Here is a 16,720-nt window from a genome sequence, read left to right on the forward strand (position 1 = left end):
ATTATTTGTTCCTTTAATTTTATGCGAGCTAGCTTACTGCACGCATAAAACTAAAAAAAATAATAGTGATAAGCGGTTAATCTTAATTATTGATGGTTACATCCAGCGCTTTTTCGATGTTTCTGCCAGCAGCACTAGCCTGTTCATAACGTCATTTACATCACTTTGTGGTAAATAGGGCACGCTAATGCCACCACTCGCTAACTGAAAGCGCAATGAACTAAGCTGTTGTTTGCGCATAGGTGGTGTTTGTGTAGTAGCGATTTGTTGAATTTTAAAGCCTTTAAACACTTTATAACTTACGCCAATCAGCCCTTTTCGCGTGAATACTTGCTCTCCGTCAAAGTAAAAGCCAAAGCGCTTGTAGCGTAAAAAGCTCAAAACCACACCCAGTAATAATGGTGCAATTAATACTGGCCACGCGCCATCAAGTAGTGGTTTAAACAAAAAGGCACTAATGATGGAAATAGGCAGAAGCCAATAAAGCACGAAAGTCTTGTAAAAGTAGTTAATGGCGATTGGCTGAAATGGCACATTGGTAATGTCTAACTGTTTATCCCAGCATAAATTCATTACATCGTTCACTTGGCTCTTTGTCAGTACAGGCACAATTAACGACTGTCCTTTTTTTACCGTATTTGCATGGCTGTTATTAATTTGTTTGCAGTTAATGGTGTAGCGTTTCAGCAGCTTTGCAATCCAGTTTTGTTTGACTTCAATTGACTGAATTTTACTAACGCTTAGCGACATTTGATGGCGTTCAAATAATCCTGAAATACGCTTTATTTTGTTGTTTTCTAAGCTAAGTTCATAGTTGTAAAAGCGAATAACTGCGCCCAGTACCGATGCGAATACAAACAAGGCAATACCGCTTAGAATAATGGTGGCACCCGCGGCCATCTCGGCATATTCATTATTGGTCACAAGATTATTAAAAAACTGTGTAAGCGGCGCGGCAAAGTCTTGTTTAATATAGTCAGTAATTTGCTCAGTGAAAGGCGCAAGTGCTGCCAATACTAAAAACATCATGCCAGACATTAAGCCAAACTTTGCCACTTCAAAATTCGCTAATGTTAAATCGGGCGACTGCGCATCTTGTAGCGATTCGTCTTGTTGCTCGGTTTGCTCTGGCTTGGCTTGGTAATTAAATATTTGGTCGCGCAACATATTTGCGTAGCGATCCGATACTCCCGGTAACACAACTTCTTGCTGGGCTGAGCCTGCAGCATCAAAGTGACAGTTCACGGCTGAAAATGGTGAAAAATAAAATGGTATTGCTAAATTAACGTTTTGTACTTTGGCAAAGTTAAGTGTGACGCGCTCTTTTTTAAATACACCTTTACGTAAAATAATTTCATGGTCGGTAACTTTGTAGCGAAAATTAAAGTAATAAAGGGTCGCGTAAGTCACTAAAATCAATGCTAATACGCTGGCACCCGAAGCAAACCAAAACAGTTTATTCTCAACTTGGGTGACCCAAATAGCAAAGGCTGGCGCAATATTAATGAGTCCGTCTTTTACAAAACGTACGATAAAGTGCAGCACAAAATAAATAATCGCAATTGGCGACAGCTTTTGCCAAGTGGCTGTATTGCTATTACTCATCGTCGTGACGCTCACTTGCGGTGTTTGCCAAGATAAATTGTCTTAGTTTACTGGCGCGCTCTTGGCTTAGACCATGAATTTCGAGATCAGCGCCTGCACCGCCAGCGGTAAACAATTTTAACGTGGCGAGTTTTAGCTTGCGTTCAATAGGATTACGGTGGGTTTCAATATGTTGAACACGATTAAAAGGTATGGCGATGGTGCGCTGCCAAAACACTCCGCGTTTTAATAGTAGATCGTGTTCTCTTAGTGCGATAGATGTCATTGCGACGCTACGCTTGGTAAACCAAGCGACGTATAAGTTTATCAATACTAATGCACTTGCAACCAATGCGGTTATGATATTTTCAACTGGCGATAAAAAATAAAGAAAGATCACAACAGCGATACTTGCTGGTATTAAAAATACAAAGGTGCCAATCAGTGCTTCTTTGCTTGCCAGTTTATCCAGAGGTTTAAAGTCTGCTTGGGTAAAATCAGGTAGTGTTTGTTCGGAAATTTGATGGTTGCTAAACACGTGATGTCTCTTTGTTTTTATAATCTTTGCCTATTAAAGCAAAAAACTCAGCAAATGCTGAGTTTTTATGATTTTCGGCAATATAGCGTGATTAAAGCCAGCGCACAGTATGAATTAACGAATGGCTTTCGCCAGGTTGCAGTGTCACTTTGTCATCCATCACGTTAGCGGCTTCTAAACACAGCATGGTATGGAACTCGTCATCGCGAAAGTTACTAAGGCGCTTTGATTTTTCAACCCACGGATTCCACAGCACACACGAACTTGAATTTTCACGGCCAACTTCAATAATACCGTCAGGCGTATTAATGGTTTGAACCAAAGGTGTGTTTTGATAAACCATATCGGTTTCACGGGCAAAATTGACAATGTCATTTTGTGCAAATGGGCCTTCACCAAACTCAATATAGTTAGCACCTTGCAGGCCATCGACTGTGGTGTTTTCAATTTCAGGGGTAGGGAAATAGGTATGCAGTGCTTGTGTTAACTCAAATGCCGCATTGCCAGTATTCGTGTTTACCAGCGCGATGTGCAAACTATCGCTCAGCGTGAATACGACTTTTAAACTCGATTGATGTGGCCAGTATTCTGGATTTACTTGGCCCATCGGCAATGAAAAACTCACAACAATATTATTGTCGTTTTCTATCACTTCTTCTGCGCGCCAAAGCATAGTGCGGGCAAATCCGTGTTGCGGCCAACCGTCATTAGCACTCATGCCAAACCAAGGCCAACAAATAGGAATACCACCGCGAACGCCTTTGCCGACTTGATAGTCTTCATCTTGCGATACCCAAATTAAAGGCTTTTTGCCTTTTGGCGTAAATTCGGTAAGTTGCGCGCCTTGGAGAAAAATTTTAGCGCTGCAAAAGCTCGATTCAACTGATAGGTACTCTAGTCCTGAATCAGTATGCTTAACGGTAACAGAAGGAGATAAATTCATAAGGCATCCTTGTAAAAGGGAACTTAATTTAATGCAGAAAACAAGATAACCAATGCGTGATCATTTAGCAAATCAGTAAATTTCATATAGTTCTAGGTAAACTAACGTCATCTTATCGCAAACTTCATGTGATTTAGTTATTTGCCTTGATATACTGAAATTCTTTTTCACAATATGAACACACACATGAAAAAATCTCTTATTGCACTGGCAGCAGTGGCAGCATTACTAGGCTGTCAGCAACAAGAACAGGTGTCATCGCCGAGTGTTGTAGCAAGTGATACTGCTAATTTAAAATTAGTGAGCTGGAATATTGAGCATTTAGCTGACGAGGTAGGTAAAGGCTGTAAGCCACGTAGCCAAGCTGATTACCAAGCGCTTGCAAGTTATGCCGCAACCTTAAATGCTGACATAGTCGCACTGCAAGAAGTGCAGTCAGAAAAAGCGCTTAAGCGCGTTTTCCCTGAATCACAGTGGCAGTATGTGGTTTCAAGTCGTGCCGATAACGAGGCGTATGAGTGCCGTGGTCACGATGGTTTGTTTTCAACGCCGCAGCGCACTGCATTTGTTGTTAAAAAAGGTATTAACTTCATCGCTCAAGATGACTTTAAAACACTTGCCCTTGATAACCCAGGGTTACGCTACGGTACCTCAATTAGTCTTAATAATGGCCAGCTAGAACTACTGAATGTGCATATGAAAAGCGGTTGCTTTGTTAGCGACTATCGTAAAGATACTAAAAAAGCCTGTACTACTTATCAGCAGCAAGGGCCTATTTTAGAAAAGTGGGTTAACGAGCGGGTTGAAAACAAGCAAGCGTTTGTTGTACTGGGTGATTTTAATCACCGCTTGGTTGATCAAGATAATCGTTTTTGGCAAGAGCTAAGCAAAGAAGACGGCGAACGTATTTTGTTAAGCAGTATGCAAAACTTAAAAAGTTGCCACCCTAAATACAAAGCACCAATCGATCACATTATTACCGGCCCAATTTCAACTCAGTGGATTGTTGATGGCTCTCAAAAAGTAGACGCGTTTGGTAAGCAAGGCGAGCTAGATTACAAAGATATGTTAAGTGATCACTGCCCAATAAGTTTAACGCTATCAATTAAATAGTTTAAAGAAAGCGCACGATAGTGCGCTTTCTTTTCTTTCTAACCTTTCTCTACTCTTCGCATATAAATAAACCTGTACACCCAAGCTAATATCAAATTGGTACTATATTGCTTGTTTTTTAGCTACCAGTTGAGCCAATATAATACGTACATAACGTGATTGGGCTTTTACATGGATGAATCTCAACTAAATCAAGCGGATGCTCAGCAGAGGGTGGATCAGATACACGCCTTTGAATCTGAACTGGCACAATTACAACATGCTGGCGTGATCACTTTGCCAGTTGATCAGCAACAGGCTGTTTCTCAGTATCATCAGCAGCTTCTCACCCAGTTAGCCAAGCAATTTGACGTTGATACGACAGCTCAGTCTAAGCACCTAACATTAGGTATGAAAATCGCTTCGCTGTTTGGTGCTTTGGCAATGGCAGTGAGTTTATTCTTTTTGTTTTATCAATTTTGGGGCTACTTAAGCACAAGTGTGCAAGTGGGTATCTTGGTTACTACGCCCATTGCATTGTTCTGTGGTGCGATAAAGTTAGCTGAAAATGAATCCCACGGTTATTTTGCCAAAATAGCGGGTTTAGTTGCGTTTGCGGGGTTCGTACTTAACGTAATGCTGCTTGGGCAGATTTTTAATTTAACCCCGTCGCCTAATGCGTTTTTGATTTGGGCCGGACTCGCCTTTATTTTGGCGTATGCTGTTAACGCGCGAGTATTGCTGTTTTTTGCAATTGTGAATGTGTGCAGCTTTATTGCAATGAAGGTGGGCGCATGGAGTGGCATGTATTGGATCAGTTTTGGTGAGCGCCCTGAAAACTTTATTGTGCCGAGTATATTACTGTTTTTAGTCCCGCATTTTATCAATCAGCGTGCATTTAGTGGCTTTGCTGCAATGTATCGTATTTTGTCTCTGATCATACTGTTTTTAGTTGTGCTTATTTTGTCAAACTGGGGTGGCGTAAGTTATTTCAATTATGATGATGACCTTGTTGAAGGCGTGTATCAAGTTGCTGGGTTTGCGTTAAGTGTTGCGGCGATTTGGCTTGGAATTCGTAAAGAGTGGTCGGGCGTTGTGCAAACTGGCAATGTATTTTTTGTGCTGTTTCTTTACACCAAGTTCTTTGATTGGTGGTGGGATTGGATGCCTAAGTATCTATTTTTCTTTGTGCTTGGGTTATGTGCGCTGCTTGCATTATTGGTATTTAAGCGAATTCGTAAGTTAGCCAAACACACGAGGGCAAGCGCATGAAAAAATACTTAATTTGCGGTATCGCGTTAATTGTTTTTACCAATATTTTTATTTTAGGTGGTGTTTTTTATAATCGCTCTGGTGAGCCAACGGCTCAGCTAGTTTTATCTGAACGAGAAGCGCGCTTGCCATACTTATCTGGTTTTGAAAAAGAAAACTCGGGCGTAGGGCTTTCAATTTCTTGGCGTGCATTGGCAAACAAAAAAGATGAGCTCGCTTATTACAACAACCGCAGTATAAACCTGACCAAGCAGCAGTTAATAGCGTTAGGGTTTACTGAACTTGAAGTCTCTGAAGATGGCTGGGCGCAGGAACGTACGTTATTTTTTGCGCTTGAATACAATGGCGAGCAATATCAAAAGTCATTAGCAAATGCGCAGAGTTATTATGAAAAAGCGCTTGCTCGTTTTGAGTTGGATACTAATGATGAACAGCTCAAATACGCCAAAGAGCGAGCCTCTGAGGCATATCAACAAGAGTTGCATCGCAATAGTCGTTTGTTCTTTTTAGAAGCGGCACAAGACTATAAAACACTTGCAACTAAGTATGCAGCGCAAAGCAATATCGTTATCGTAAAAGGAAATGCAAAACCCTATTTTAATGATTACAGCAAAGATCACTCTTTGCATTTGCGTGCGCTATTGGTGAACAGAATTAATGTACCTGCTCATTTCGTAGAAACTTTGGCAAACCTAAAAACATCACGAGGACAAACAAAGCCAGACTATAGCGTGACGGTTAATTGGGGCAAACGTTTGGAGCCTTGGATTTTAGATATACAGATGAACTAATACACAGTTTTAAAGCGTATATCTAATAGCTTGATCAAAGCGCAAAATACAGTGCGGCTGCAAAGTTACGGCAGCCACATGTTTATTGTCATTTTCTTGCCGCAAATGTGACACTTAACTGTAGTCAGTTCTCAATATCGGAACGGTATATTTTCTCAAGGGACTATTACGCATCGGATGCGCCAATTCACAACTGAGAAAATATAACAATGAAAAGAGTAATTCTATTAAGCTTATTGCTGCCTAGCGCACTATTTGCAGCACCCGAAGTTCATTATCAAGAATGTAAAACTGCCTTTGACTATGCGCTGGCAAAATACCAAGGTACAACCGACAAAAATAATAGCGGTAGCCAGTGGTGTTATTTAAAAACATCGAAAGACGGTGATAGTTGGGGCAATGTGCGTACTGAGTCTATTCCTGAGTTTAAAGCCGTTTCAGGTAAAACGTGTTTAGCACCGTCTAGTTATCAAGGTGAAAAATTCTATGGCTGTACCACTCGCAATCATTCATCGCCATGGTGTTATGTTGCTGAAGGTGACTGGGAAGAATGTGACGCGCCAGCGCCTGAACCGCTGTTAACTCATACACAACCACAGCAAAGCAAGCGTTTAGACAGAGTAGCATTAGGTAGCTGCTTTAAAACCAAAGGGGATATGCCAGCAGCATTAGCGCGTTTGATAGGTCATCAACCTGACCTATTTTTATGGTTAGGCGATAACATTTATGCCGATACCACAAACATGGCCTTAATGCGTCAGAAATACGATGATAAAAAGCGCAACCTTGATTATCAGCAGTTTTTAAAAGCCAACATTCCAGTTATGGCAACATGGGATGATCATGATTTTGGGCGCAACAATGATGGTAAATATTATCAAAAACGTGCAGAAAGCCAGCAAGAATATTTACGTCACTTTGATGTTGAAGCATCGGATCCGAGACTTAATGGTCAAGCAGGTATTTACGAAGCTAAATTGCTCGGACCAAGTGGTGAGCAAACTCATGTGATCACACTTGATGCGCGATATTTCCGTTCTCCTACTTTTAGTAACTATGGCACCTGCGAAGGTGATAACAGCACTATCTTGGGCGAACAACAATGGCAGTGGCTTGAAGCTGAGCTCAATAAGCCGAGCGAAATTAAAATTATTGCCAGCGGTATTCAAGTATTACCACCGCTTCACAAAGGAAGAAGCTTAAATAGCTACTGTGCTTACGGAAATGGCAACCAGTTTAATCAAGCTATTGCCAATTTGAATGAAGAAGCGATGTCTGGCACTAGTTACGAATCATGGGCTGAAATGCCCGCTCAGCGAGAAAAGTTATTAAGGCTTGTGCAAAAGTCGGTAAATTCAGGCAAGACGAAAGCGGTGATTTTCTTATCGGGCGATCAGCACTGGGGTGAATTGTTACAAAAAGAGATACCAGCCAGTACAGAATTTGGTGCACCCGTTACCGTATACGAAGTGACGGCATCAGGCTTTGGTCAAAATTGGCCGTATCATATTGAAAACCCGCTACGCTTGCCGATTTATGCCGATTTGCAAGGCAACGGTGACTATTCAAAACAATGTAAATTACCTTACAAATATGCGCTGGTTGAATACCAAGGGTGTATTACACGTGATCACGACAAACCTTGGTGCTATACCGAAGTGGATGAAAACGGAAAAGGCATTGAAGGCGCTTGGGGTAACTGCGCACCAAGCGGCGCTGTAATTCCAACCGGTAAAGTTGGCGTTGTGAGTAACAATATTAGCTCGCTAACAACGGGTAATCGTCATTTGATTAATAAGTCAGGCAGCAACTACGGCATGCTTGATATCGATTGGCAAAATCGAGAAATAAAACTGTCAATTCAAACAGCCAAAGAAGAAGCCGTTTCTACAATTGTGACGTTTTAATACTGCATAAAAGTGGTAACAAAAAAGGCGCTAATGCGCCTTTCTAAATGTAAAAATGCTTACTCAACTGTAACTGATTTTGCCAGGTTACGTGGTTGGTCTACATCGGTACCTTTAATTACCGCTACATAGTAAGACAGTAATTGCAGTGGAATGGTGTACACAATTGGTGCCAGTACATCGTCAACTTGATTGACGTTAATAACACGCATTGTGTCATCTGAGACAAATTCAGATGCTTTATCTGCGAATACATAAATAATACCGCCGCGTGCACGTACTTCTTCAACGTTTGATTTTAGCTTTTCCAGTAGCTCGTTATTAGGTGCAACAACAATGATTGGCATATCGGCATCAATCAGTGCCAATGGACCATGCTTTAACTCACCTGCTGCATACGCTTCGGCGTGAATATATGAGATTTCTTTTAGCTTAAGTGCACCTTCCATTGCGATTGGATACTGATCGCCGCGGCCTAAGAAAAGTGCGTGATGTTTATCTGCAAACTCTTCTGCTAGGTCTTCAATGCCTTCAGCAAGAGACAGTGACTCTTCAAGCTTGTTTGGTAACGTTTTAATAGCGTTAACAATTTCAGCATGCTCAAGGCCTTTTTCTTGGGCAATTGATGCAACGAGCATAAGTAAGCCAACAAGCTGAGTGGTAAAGGCTTTTGTTGATGCAACGCCAATTTCAGCACCTGCTTTCGTCATAAACGCAATATCTGATTCGCGCACTAGCGAGCTGCCAGGCACATTACAAATCGTCATTGAGCTCATGTAACCTTGCTCTTTAGCTAAGCGAAGTGCAGCTAAGGTATCGGCTGTTTCACCTGATTGTGAAATGGTTACAAGTAGGCTGTTTTCATGAACAAACGATTTGCGATAGCGGAATTCAGAAGCAATTTCAACGTTACAGCTAACACCGGCATACTGCTCTAACCAGTAGCGTGCAACCATACCTGAGTGGTATGAGGTACCGCAGGCAATAATCTGCACATGCTTAACTTGCTTGAAAATATCCGATGCTATATCGCCAAATGCGTCAACTGCAACTTTATCGCCATCAATACGCGCTTCTAGCGTATTGCGAACCGCAACAGGCTGCTCGTAGATTTCTTTGAGCATATAGTGGCGGTATTCGCCTTTGCCTGAGGCATCTTGTGTGATGTTAGATTCAACTACATCGCGTTCAACAGCGTTGCCATCGATGTCGAAGATTTCAACTGAATCACGAGTAATACGGGCAACGTCGCCTTCTTCTAAAAAGATAAAGCTGCGTGTTACAGGTAGTAACGCTAATTGGTCAGAAGCAATAAAGTTTTCGCCTAAGCCTAAGCCAATCACAAGTGGGCTACCAGAGCGAGCCACAATAATTTCATTTGAGTTTTCTTTATCGAAAACGACCGTGCCGTAAGCACCTTCAAACTCTTTTACCGCTGCTTGTACAGATGCTAGTAACGAGTCATGACTTTGACGAAGCTGGTGGATTTTATGCACCATTACTTCTGTATCGGTGTCTGATAAAAACTCGTAACCATCACCACGCAGTTGTGTGCGCAATTTTTCGTGGTTTTCAATAATACCGTTGTGCACAAGCGCAAGCTGCTGACTCGAAATGTGTGGGTGAGCGTTGGCTTCAGTCACGCTACCATGGGTTGCCCAGCGAGTATGCGCAATTCCTGTTGTGCCTTTTACATCTGCATCAGTAAGTGCTGCATCGAGATTAGCAACTTTGCCAACTGCTTTTACAGTGTTAAGTGTTTTGTCGTTGTTGCCTAATGCTACACCTGCTGAGTCGTAGCCACGGTATTCAAGGCGCTTTAGGCCTTCAATTAAAATTCGGTTAACTGGGCGTTCTGCCACAGCGCCAACAATGCCACACATAATAATCTCCTTAAATTGCACGGTATGTGAGCGTTAAATGGGTTACAGGTTTGTTGTCGGAACCTGCAAATGCGTTATTTGGCGCAAATAACAGTAACCTGATGTTGTTCAATTGCCTGCTTAGTGTTGTCGTCTAAGCCATCATCCGTTACTAAATAATTTACTTGCTGCCACGGTATTTCTAAATTCGGTATCTTCTTACCAATTTTGTTTGATTCAACAAGCACAATTACTTCTCTTGCTGAATCAGCCATAACGCGACTCAAACCGATCAATTCATTGAATGTAGTAGTACCTCTATCAATATCAATGCCATCGGCACCAATAAATAGTTGATCGAAGTCGTATGAGCGCACAACTTGCTCGGCAACTTGTCCCTGAAAAGATTCAGAGTGTGGATCCCAGGTGCCACCAGGCATTAATAAAGTTGGCTCATTTTCTAATGAAAGCAATCGGTTAGCTACATTTATGGCGTTGGTCATAACTACTAAACCACGCTTGTGTGAAAGCTCTGGGATCATTGCCGCGGTGGTACGACCGCTATCAATAATAATGCGGTTATGATCTTTAATTAGATCTGCTGCGGCTTTTGCTATTTGCATTTTGCGAATTGGATCGAGCTTTTCGTCGCTATTTGCAACGATCTCTTGTGGTAATGCCATTGCACCACCATAACGGCGCAACAGCAGGCCGCTTTGTTCAAGTGCGGTAAGATCTTTTCGAATCGTAACTTCTGACGTTGCAAACTGCTCAGCGAGTTGTTCTACACTGACCTCACCAAGTTCATTAACTTGCTGCAAAATAGTATGGCGCCTTTGTTGGGTGTTACGTTTCGTCATTTTTCTAATAAATTTCGTTTCGAAAGATACAGTATTTTAATTGAAACTTAACAGATCGCAAGCGCTTATTTTATGGCCGTTATGTGGTTCGTTGAAGATTATTGCTGAACATCTAGTAACAATTGCCAATATGGCTTTGTTGTAGTTGCTTAATGATTTATTTATAGTGCGTAAAGCGTTAATAAAAACAACAAGATGCTATGAAGGAAAAAAAGCAATCCAAACTTCACTTTTCGCAAGATAAGGTGAATCTATTTTTGGCGCTATGCGCCATTATTATTTCAGCAGCCTCATTTTATGCCACTTTTTTACAAGCCAATGCGGCAGAAAAGCAGGTAAAAGCGGCAACTTGGCCTTGGATGCAGTTTGTTTCTGGTAATGCGAATATGGAAAAACGCAGCCAAGAGATTACCTTTACCTTAAAAAACTCTGGCGCAGGGCCTGCTCTTGTTAAATATTTGAAGTATACCTACCAAGGTAAAGAGTATTACGATGTTTATGACTTTATCACTGCATGTTGTTTTGACATTAAGGCCTATGAAACGGCGCTGCAAGAACTGCAAAAAAAGTCCCCGAAGGTTAATTTCTTTAGAGAATTTGGTTGGATCACCACCTCGTTTGCGCAAAACGCACTTGTGCCACCGGGAGGCTCAATTAGTCTTTTAGCGCTTGAAAAAACCAAGTACAACGAGAAATTTTGGCAGATTCTTGATAAAAAACGCTTTAAAGTAAAAGCTGAGGTTTGTTACTGCTCAATACTCGAAAACTGTTATATCAGTAATGGCAAAGGTGATACGCAAGAAGTTGAAGTGTGTCCAGCAATTGTTGAATCAAAACCAATTGTAAAAACCACATCCGTAGAAACAAAAAAAGCCGCTAAATAGCGGCTTTTTCAATAGTGTTGCTGTTAGCTTTTCTTAACAGGGCGCTGCCAACCATCAATGTTGCGTTGCTTTGCACGTGATACCGCTAGTTGCTGCTCTGCAACATTAGCTGTAACAACTGAGCCTGCGCCAATTGTGGCTGTTTGACCAATTTCAACAGGCGCTACCAGCGAGCTGTTTGAGCCAATAAACGCGTTATCGCCTATAATGGTTTTAGATTTATTTACACCATCGTAATTACAGGTAATGGTGCCGGCGCCAATATTCACTTTTTCGCCTACTTCCGTATCGCCAAGGTACGTTAAATGATTCGCTTTAGAGCCTTTGCCTAAGCGGGTCTTTTTCATTTCGACAAAGTTACCAATGTGCGAGTCTTCTTCCATAATGGCACCTGGACGAAGGCGTGCAAATGGGCCAAGTGTACATTTAGCAGCAACTTTTGCCTCTTCAACAATAGAGTTAGCTTTAATCACCACGCCATCGCCAATTTCGCAGTCTTTTAGCACGCAGTTCGGGCCAATAACAACATCGTCACCAAGTACTACTTTGCCTTCAAATACTACGTTAACATCAATTTGTACGTCTTGACCTGTGGTGACTTCACCGCGTACATCAATACGCGCAGGATCAGCCAAGCTTGCGCCATTTAGCATTAAATCTTCAGCTTGCCACGCTTGATAAGCGCGCTCTAATGCAGCTAGCTGCACGCGATTATTAGCACCTTCAACTTCCATTAAATCGCTTGGTTGGGCAGAGGTAATTTCAACGCCATCAGCGTGCGCCATAGCAACAATATCTGTTAGGTAATATTCGCCTTGCGCATTGTTATTTGATAAGCGGCCGAGCCAATCACGTAACAAACCGCCGTTAACCGCCATAATACCTGAGTTGATTTCAGTGATTTTTAGTTGGTCTGGGTTGGCATCTTTTTGCTCAACAATACCCACAATATTGCCATTTTTACGCTCAATGCGGCCATAGCCCGACGGATCATCTAAGTTGACGGTTAAAATAGCGAGGCCTTTACTTGGTGTTACCTCAAGCAGTGCTTCTAATGTTGATTTTTTTGTAAGTGGTACATCACCGTATAGGATTAATACGGTATCGTCATTGGCAATATGCTCTTTCGCTTGTGCAACCGCATGACCAGTACCTAATTGTTCTGCTTGTAAAACCCAGTTCACATCGTTGTGTGCTAGGTGTTCTTGAAGTAATTCACCACCATGGCCATACACTAAATTTGTGGTTTTAGCGCCAAGCGATAATGCGTTATCAATAACGTGTTGCACCATAGGTTTATTTGCAACAGGGTGTAGGACTTTTGGTAGTTTTGAACGCATACGAGTACCTTTACCCGCAGCAAGAATAACAGTGGTTAATGCCATTAAATTAATTTCCTTTTTTCACATCGATAACAATCCAATATGGTTAGCGTTAAATAAACCCACTCCCTGTGCCGATTAAACTCACGTTTAAACATGAGTACCTAAATCATACTGAATTGTAAAAACGGCGGATATTTTAACCTGCATTGCAATTAGTTAAAACAGTGTAAGCGTAATAATAAAACTCAGTATAAAATCGTATTATTGTCTTAATTTCACCAGTTCTTTTTTAATTAAATACTTATTAATCTTTTGTTAAATACTGATTTTAAATGTTTTTTTAGTAATCTTAGATATTGAAAGCCTAGAGCATATACTTTAACCTTAATGCGAGTGCGAATAATTATCGTTAAGGAAAATGTAAATGAACTTCTCTCGTACGCTAGTTTCAACAGCCATTATTTTAGGCTTATCTACCACAGCGTTTAATGCACAATCCCAAAATAACAATGAAAAATCAGCAGGTGAGCAAGATATTGAAACGATTTCAGTATTTGGTCACAAGCTAACAGTAGCAAAGCATGATGCCGCGGCATCAATCTCACAAGTTAACGACGAACACATTAAGCGTAACCAAGAAGCTGAACTAAGCAATATTTTGAAAGAGTTACCGGGTGTTGATATGGCTGGCAGTGTAACGCCACTTTCAGGTCAACCAGCGATTCGTGGTTTATATGGCGAACGTATTTTTGTATCAATTGATAATGTGAAACGCAAAACAGAATCAGATGGCGGCAGCAATATTGCAACTATTAATAGCTTAGGTATAGATCCAGCCCAATTAAAGCAAGTTCAGGTACTGCGTGGCGCAGATTCGTTAACCGTAGGTTCTGGCGCAGTAGGTGGTAGTATTCGTTTGGTCACTAAAGATGCAAGCGATTACTTAAATGGTGAAGAAGGTTTTGGCGCTCGCGCTCAGGTAATGCACCAATCTGTGTCTGACTCGAATAGTTTTAGCGGTTCTTTATTTGCATTAACTGCGCAAACAGACACGGTTTTGCATGCCTCTTATGTTGAATTTTCAGATATTGATGTTGTACCAAGCGACGATAAAGGCGACGAAGTTGGCGAGTTAGCCAAGTTGGAAAAAATCAGTAATGACTCAGCTAGAACCAACGCAACAATTAAAAACACGTGGTATTTTGCACCAGATCATAGTTTACAAACCAAATTAGATTGGAGTGAAACCGAATCGCTTAATCAGCCTTATGGGCAGCGTTTAGATTTAGCACTGCGTTATCCTACATTGTCTGAAGACTATAAAAATGACTACATTGAATTAATGAGTAGTTATACCTATCAGCCAACCTCACCGCTTATCGATTTAGATGTGCAGGCGGTGTTCTCAAAGAAAAGTTACGATGAAGTAACCATGGGGTACATTGTAAATCGTGGTAATAAAATAGCGTTCGATAAATTAAGCGATGGCAGCAACACACGCACAGGCTTAAGGATTGCTAACTTATCTGAATTTGAAGGCGTGATTAATCACAAATTAGCGCTTGAGTTCAATTTTGAATACGAAGAATTTGAACAAAATGAGTTTGAAGAAGGTGTCAGCTCAACGTTCTACGGTAAAAGTGATTCAACTAATTTCTCATTTGCGGCAATTGACCAAGCCAGCTTTTTAAACGATACATTACTGACCACAGCGGGGTTGCGCTATGATGTCTTCGATCGCAGTAGTAACACATTTGATGACTACGATAATAGCGATAGCGGCGAGTTATCTAGTGAATTAGGTATAACCTATAAAGCGACTGATTTCCTTAATTTTTATGCCAAATATGCAGAGGCATTTCGCGCACCTTCAGTACAAGAACTGTATAAAAAAGATGAGTGGCGCTGCCACATTGGCGGCAAAATTTGCTATCAAGAACCGCAGCCTGACTTAAAGCCAGAGCTATCAGAAAATATTGAAGTGGGCTTTGGCTTAGATTGGTCTAACGTTGCTTTTGCCGATGTGTTCACTGTTAAAGCTATGTATTTCAATAACGATATCGAAAACTTTATCGATAACGTACCGTTTATGTATTACGTTGACGAAAATGGCAATAAGCAGTTAGGTTCACCTGGCCCTAACCCTAGCAATGGTGTGCCGGTTGCCACGCACCGAGATTACAGCGCGAAGAATATCGGCAAACTTGAAAGCAGCGGTGTTGAATTAGAGCTGCATTACTCGCTTAGTAAATTTGATGCGTATTTAGGGTATTCCACAATTGAAATGGATGCGTACGGCGTACCTAACTTCTTTTTAGGTACCATTGAAAATGACAAACAAGCCTACACAGAAGCACCTGCAGATAAACTCACGCTTAATCTAAATTATCAAGTGCTTGATAGCCTGAATGTGGGTGTGCAGATGCTTGCATATGCTGAGCAAAAACGCTTGCAAGAAGCCTATTTAGACCGAGGTTGGGGCACTGATTCATACCAACTTTATAATTTAAATGCGAGCTATCAAGGCGAAGGTGTGCTTTCAGGGGTAGGCGTTGTTGTAGGGGTGGATAATATTACCAACGAACGCTATTTACGTGCACCAGCCAGTAATGCAACAGATGCAGGTGAACTAGGACGTAACTACAAAATTACGGTAAGTTATCAATTCTAATATAAAAAAGCAGGCACACTGTGCCTGTTTTACTTATCTGTTTATAGCTTAGGTTTTACAAACTTAAGCGTGAAACGGTTACTTTCACCAATAGCAAGGTACTTAGCTTTGTCTTTATCACCTAGTGCAAGTGTTGGTGGTAATGTCCATACGCCTTTTTCGTACTGTGCTTGATCAAGCGGGTTGGCATTCACGCCCGAACTGGCAACTAATTTAAAGCCTGCTTTTTTAGCGGCAGCTTCAACTACACTTTGTTTAATGTAACCCGATTGGCGAAAGGCTTCTGTGTCTAGGTTTTCAGGTAATTTATGATCAACGACACCTAACACACCGCCAGGTTTAAGCGCTTTAAATGCAGCATCAAGTGTTGATTGCATCATCTCGTCGCTAGTCATATAAAAATTATGTAAGTTACGGAAAGTTAGCACCATGTCGGCACTGCCAGCAGGGGCCAATTCTGGGCTAAATTTAGGGTGAAATTCGGTGATTTCAGTTTTGCTGAGTGCCGGTGTGTTTTTAATTTTTGCCTGATACTTGGGTAAATGTTTATTGAAGTAACCAATATCTGTACCTGACGGAAAATGCGCTGCAACAAATTTACCTTTTTCAGCTACCATAGGCGCAATAATTTCGGTGTACCAACCGCCGCCTGGCCAAATTTCTACCACATTCATATCTTTGCTTAAACCAAAGAAATTTAGCGTTTGTTGTGGGTTACGAAATTCATCACGTGCTTTATTTTTATCGCTGCGTAATTCGCTTTTTACTGTGTCTTGTAGCGTTGTCGCATGTGCGACAGTGATAGATGCGGTCGCAATTGCTGCACTAATCGCTAGGTTAAGTAAGGTTTTCATGTTTAGTCCCTAAAGGTAAATTATCGGTACAAGCTAAACATAAAACTGTTGATTGTTTAAGCATTTTGCGTTGTAACTTGTTGCAAAATATTTCTATTTAGCCAACTGCTAAATTTTTAATCGATTTTTTAGGTGGT

General features: G+C 41.3%; 13 protein-coding genes. 6 read left to right on the plus strand and 7 right to left on the minus strand.

Translation table 11 applies throughout. The features are described 5' to 3' along the window. Positions 1-96: 96 nt before the first annotated feature. The 3 genes from ACHSBP_RS15085 to ACHSBP_RS15095 form a co-directional block, all read right to left on the minus strand. Positions 97-1,605, minus strand: coding sequence for a PH domain-containing protein (locus tag ACHSBP_RS15085; RefSeq protein WP_395389462.1), 1,509 nt, complete (start codon positions 1,603-1,605; stop codon positions 97-99). Continuing rightward, complete coding sequence (locus ACHSBP_RS15090) at positions 1,598-2,122, minus strand: PH domain-containing protein (protein WP_100914401.1); 525 nt, start codon at positions 2,120-2,122, stop codon at positions 1,598-1,600. The genes ACHSBP_RS15085 and ACHSBP_RS15090 overlap by 8 nt, the downstream gene beginning before the upstream one ends. Before the next feature lie 91 nt (positions 2,123-2,213). Beyond that, complete coding sequence (locus tag ACHSBP_RS15095; RefSeq protein WP_395389464.1) at positions 2,214-3,065, minus strand: D-hexose-6-phosphate mutarotase; 852 nt, start codon at positions 3,063-3,065, stop codon at positions 2,214-2,216. A 186-nt stretch (positions 3,066-3,251) separates the two neighbouring features. Between ACHSBP_RS15095 and ACHSBP_RS15100 the strand changes: the two genes are divergently transcribed. From ACHSBP_RS15100 to ACHSBP_RS15115, 4 genes are all read left to right on the plus strand, one after another. Beyond that, on the plus strand, positions 3,252-4,178 hold the full coding sequence (locus ACHSBP_RS15100; protein WP_395389466.1) for an endonuclease/exonuclease/phosphatase family protein: 927 nt from the start codon (positions 3,252-3,254) through the stop codon (positions 4,176-4,178). A 171-nt stretch (positions 4,179-4,349) separates the two neighbouring features. Next, positions 4,350-5,429 (plus strand): DUF2157 domain-containing protein, encoded by a 1,080-nt coding sequence (locus ACHSBP_RS15105; protein ID WP_395389468.1) that lies wholly within the window; start codon positions 4,350-4,352, stop codon positions 5,427-5,429. Next, positions 5,426-6,220 carry a DUF4824 family protein gene (locus ACHSBP_RS15110; RefSeq protein WP_395389470.1) on the plus strand — a complete coding sequence of 265 codons (795 nt, stop codon included), beginning with the start codon at positions 5,426-5,428 and terminating at the stop codon, positions 6,218-6,220. The genes ACHSBP_RS15105 and ACHSBP_RS15110 overlap by 4 nt, the downstream gene beginning before the upstream one ends. A gap of 209 nt (positions 6,221-6,429) precedes the next feature. Further along, positions 6,430-8,127: an alkaline phosphatase D family protein gene (locus ACHSBP_RS15115; RefSeq protein ID WP_395389472.1), complete on the plus strand. Its 1,698-nt coding sequence runs from the start codon at positions 6,430-6,432 to the stop codon at positions 8,125-8,127. 59 nt (positions 8,128-8,186) lie between these two features. Here the strand turns inward: ACHSBP_RS15115 and glmS are convergent, their stop codons facing one another. Next, positions 8,187-10,010: a glutamine--fructose-6-phosphate transaminase (isomerizing) gene (gene glmS, locus ACHSBP_RS15120; RefSeq protein ID WP_395389475.1), complete on the minus strand. Its 1,824-nt coding sequence runs from the start codon at positions 10,008-10,010 to the stop codon at positions 8,187-8,189. A gap of 74 nt (positions 10,011-10,084) precedes the next feature. Then, positions 10,085-10,849 carry a DeoR/GlpR family DNA-binding transcription regulator gene (locus ACHSBP_RS15125; RefSeq protein WP_105173103.1) on the minus strand — a complete coding sequence of 255 codons (765 nt, stop codon included), beginning with the start codon at positions 10,847-10,849 and terminating at the stop codon, positions 10,085-10,087. A gap of 200 nt (positions 10,850-11,049) precedes the next feature. On the opposite strand from ACHSBP_RS15125, the gene ACHSBP_RS15130 reads away from it, so the two are divergent. Next, positions 11,050-11,733, plus strand: a complete 684-nt coding sequence (locus ACHSBP_RS15130; protein ID WP_138631666.1) for a hypothetical protein — start codon at positions 11,050-11,052, stop codon at positions 11,731-11,733. Positions 11,734-11,756: 23 nt separating this feature from the next. Here the strand turns inward: ACHSBP_RS15130 and glmU are convergent, their stop codons facing one another. Beyond that, positions 11,757-13,118 (minus strand): bifunctional UDP-N-acetylglucosamine diphosphorylase/glucosamine-1-phosphate N-acetyltransferase GlmU, encoded by a 1,362-nt coding sequence (gene glmU / locus ACHSBP_RS15135; RefSeq protein WP_395389478.1) that lies wholly within the window; start codon positions 13,116-13,118, stop codon positions 11,757-11,759. 364 nt (positions 13,119-13,482) lie between these two features. Here glmU and ACHSBP_RS15140 point away from each other — a divergent pair, with 364 nt between their 5' ends. Further along, positions 13,483-15,729: a TonB-dependent receptor domain-containing protein gene (locus tag ACHSBP_RS15140; RefSeq protein ID WP_395389481.1), complete on the plus strand. Its 2,247-nt coding sequence runs from the start codon at positions 13,483-13,485 to the stop codon at positions 15,727-15,729. Between the two features lie 41 nt (positions 15,730-15,770). On the opposite strand, the gene ACHSBP_RS15145 is transcribed toward ACHSBP_RS15140, so the two are convergent. Continuing rightward, positions 15,771-16,583: a class I SAM-dependent methyltransferase gene (locus tag ACHSBP_RS15145; protein WP_395389483.1), complete on the minus strand. Its 813-nt coding sequence runs from the start codon at positions 16,581-16,583 to the stop codon at positions 15,771-15,773. Positions 16,584-16,720: the final 137 nt, after the last annotated feature.

The organism is Pseudoalteromonas sp. XMcav1-K, from assembly GCF_044005875.1.
In the GTDB taxonomy this organism is placed as follows: Bacteria; Pseudomonadota; Gammaproteobacteria; order Enterobacterales; family Alteromonadaceae; genus Pseudoalteromonas; species Pseudoalteromonas spongiae.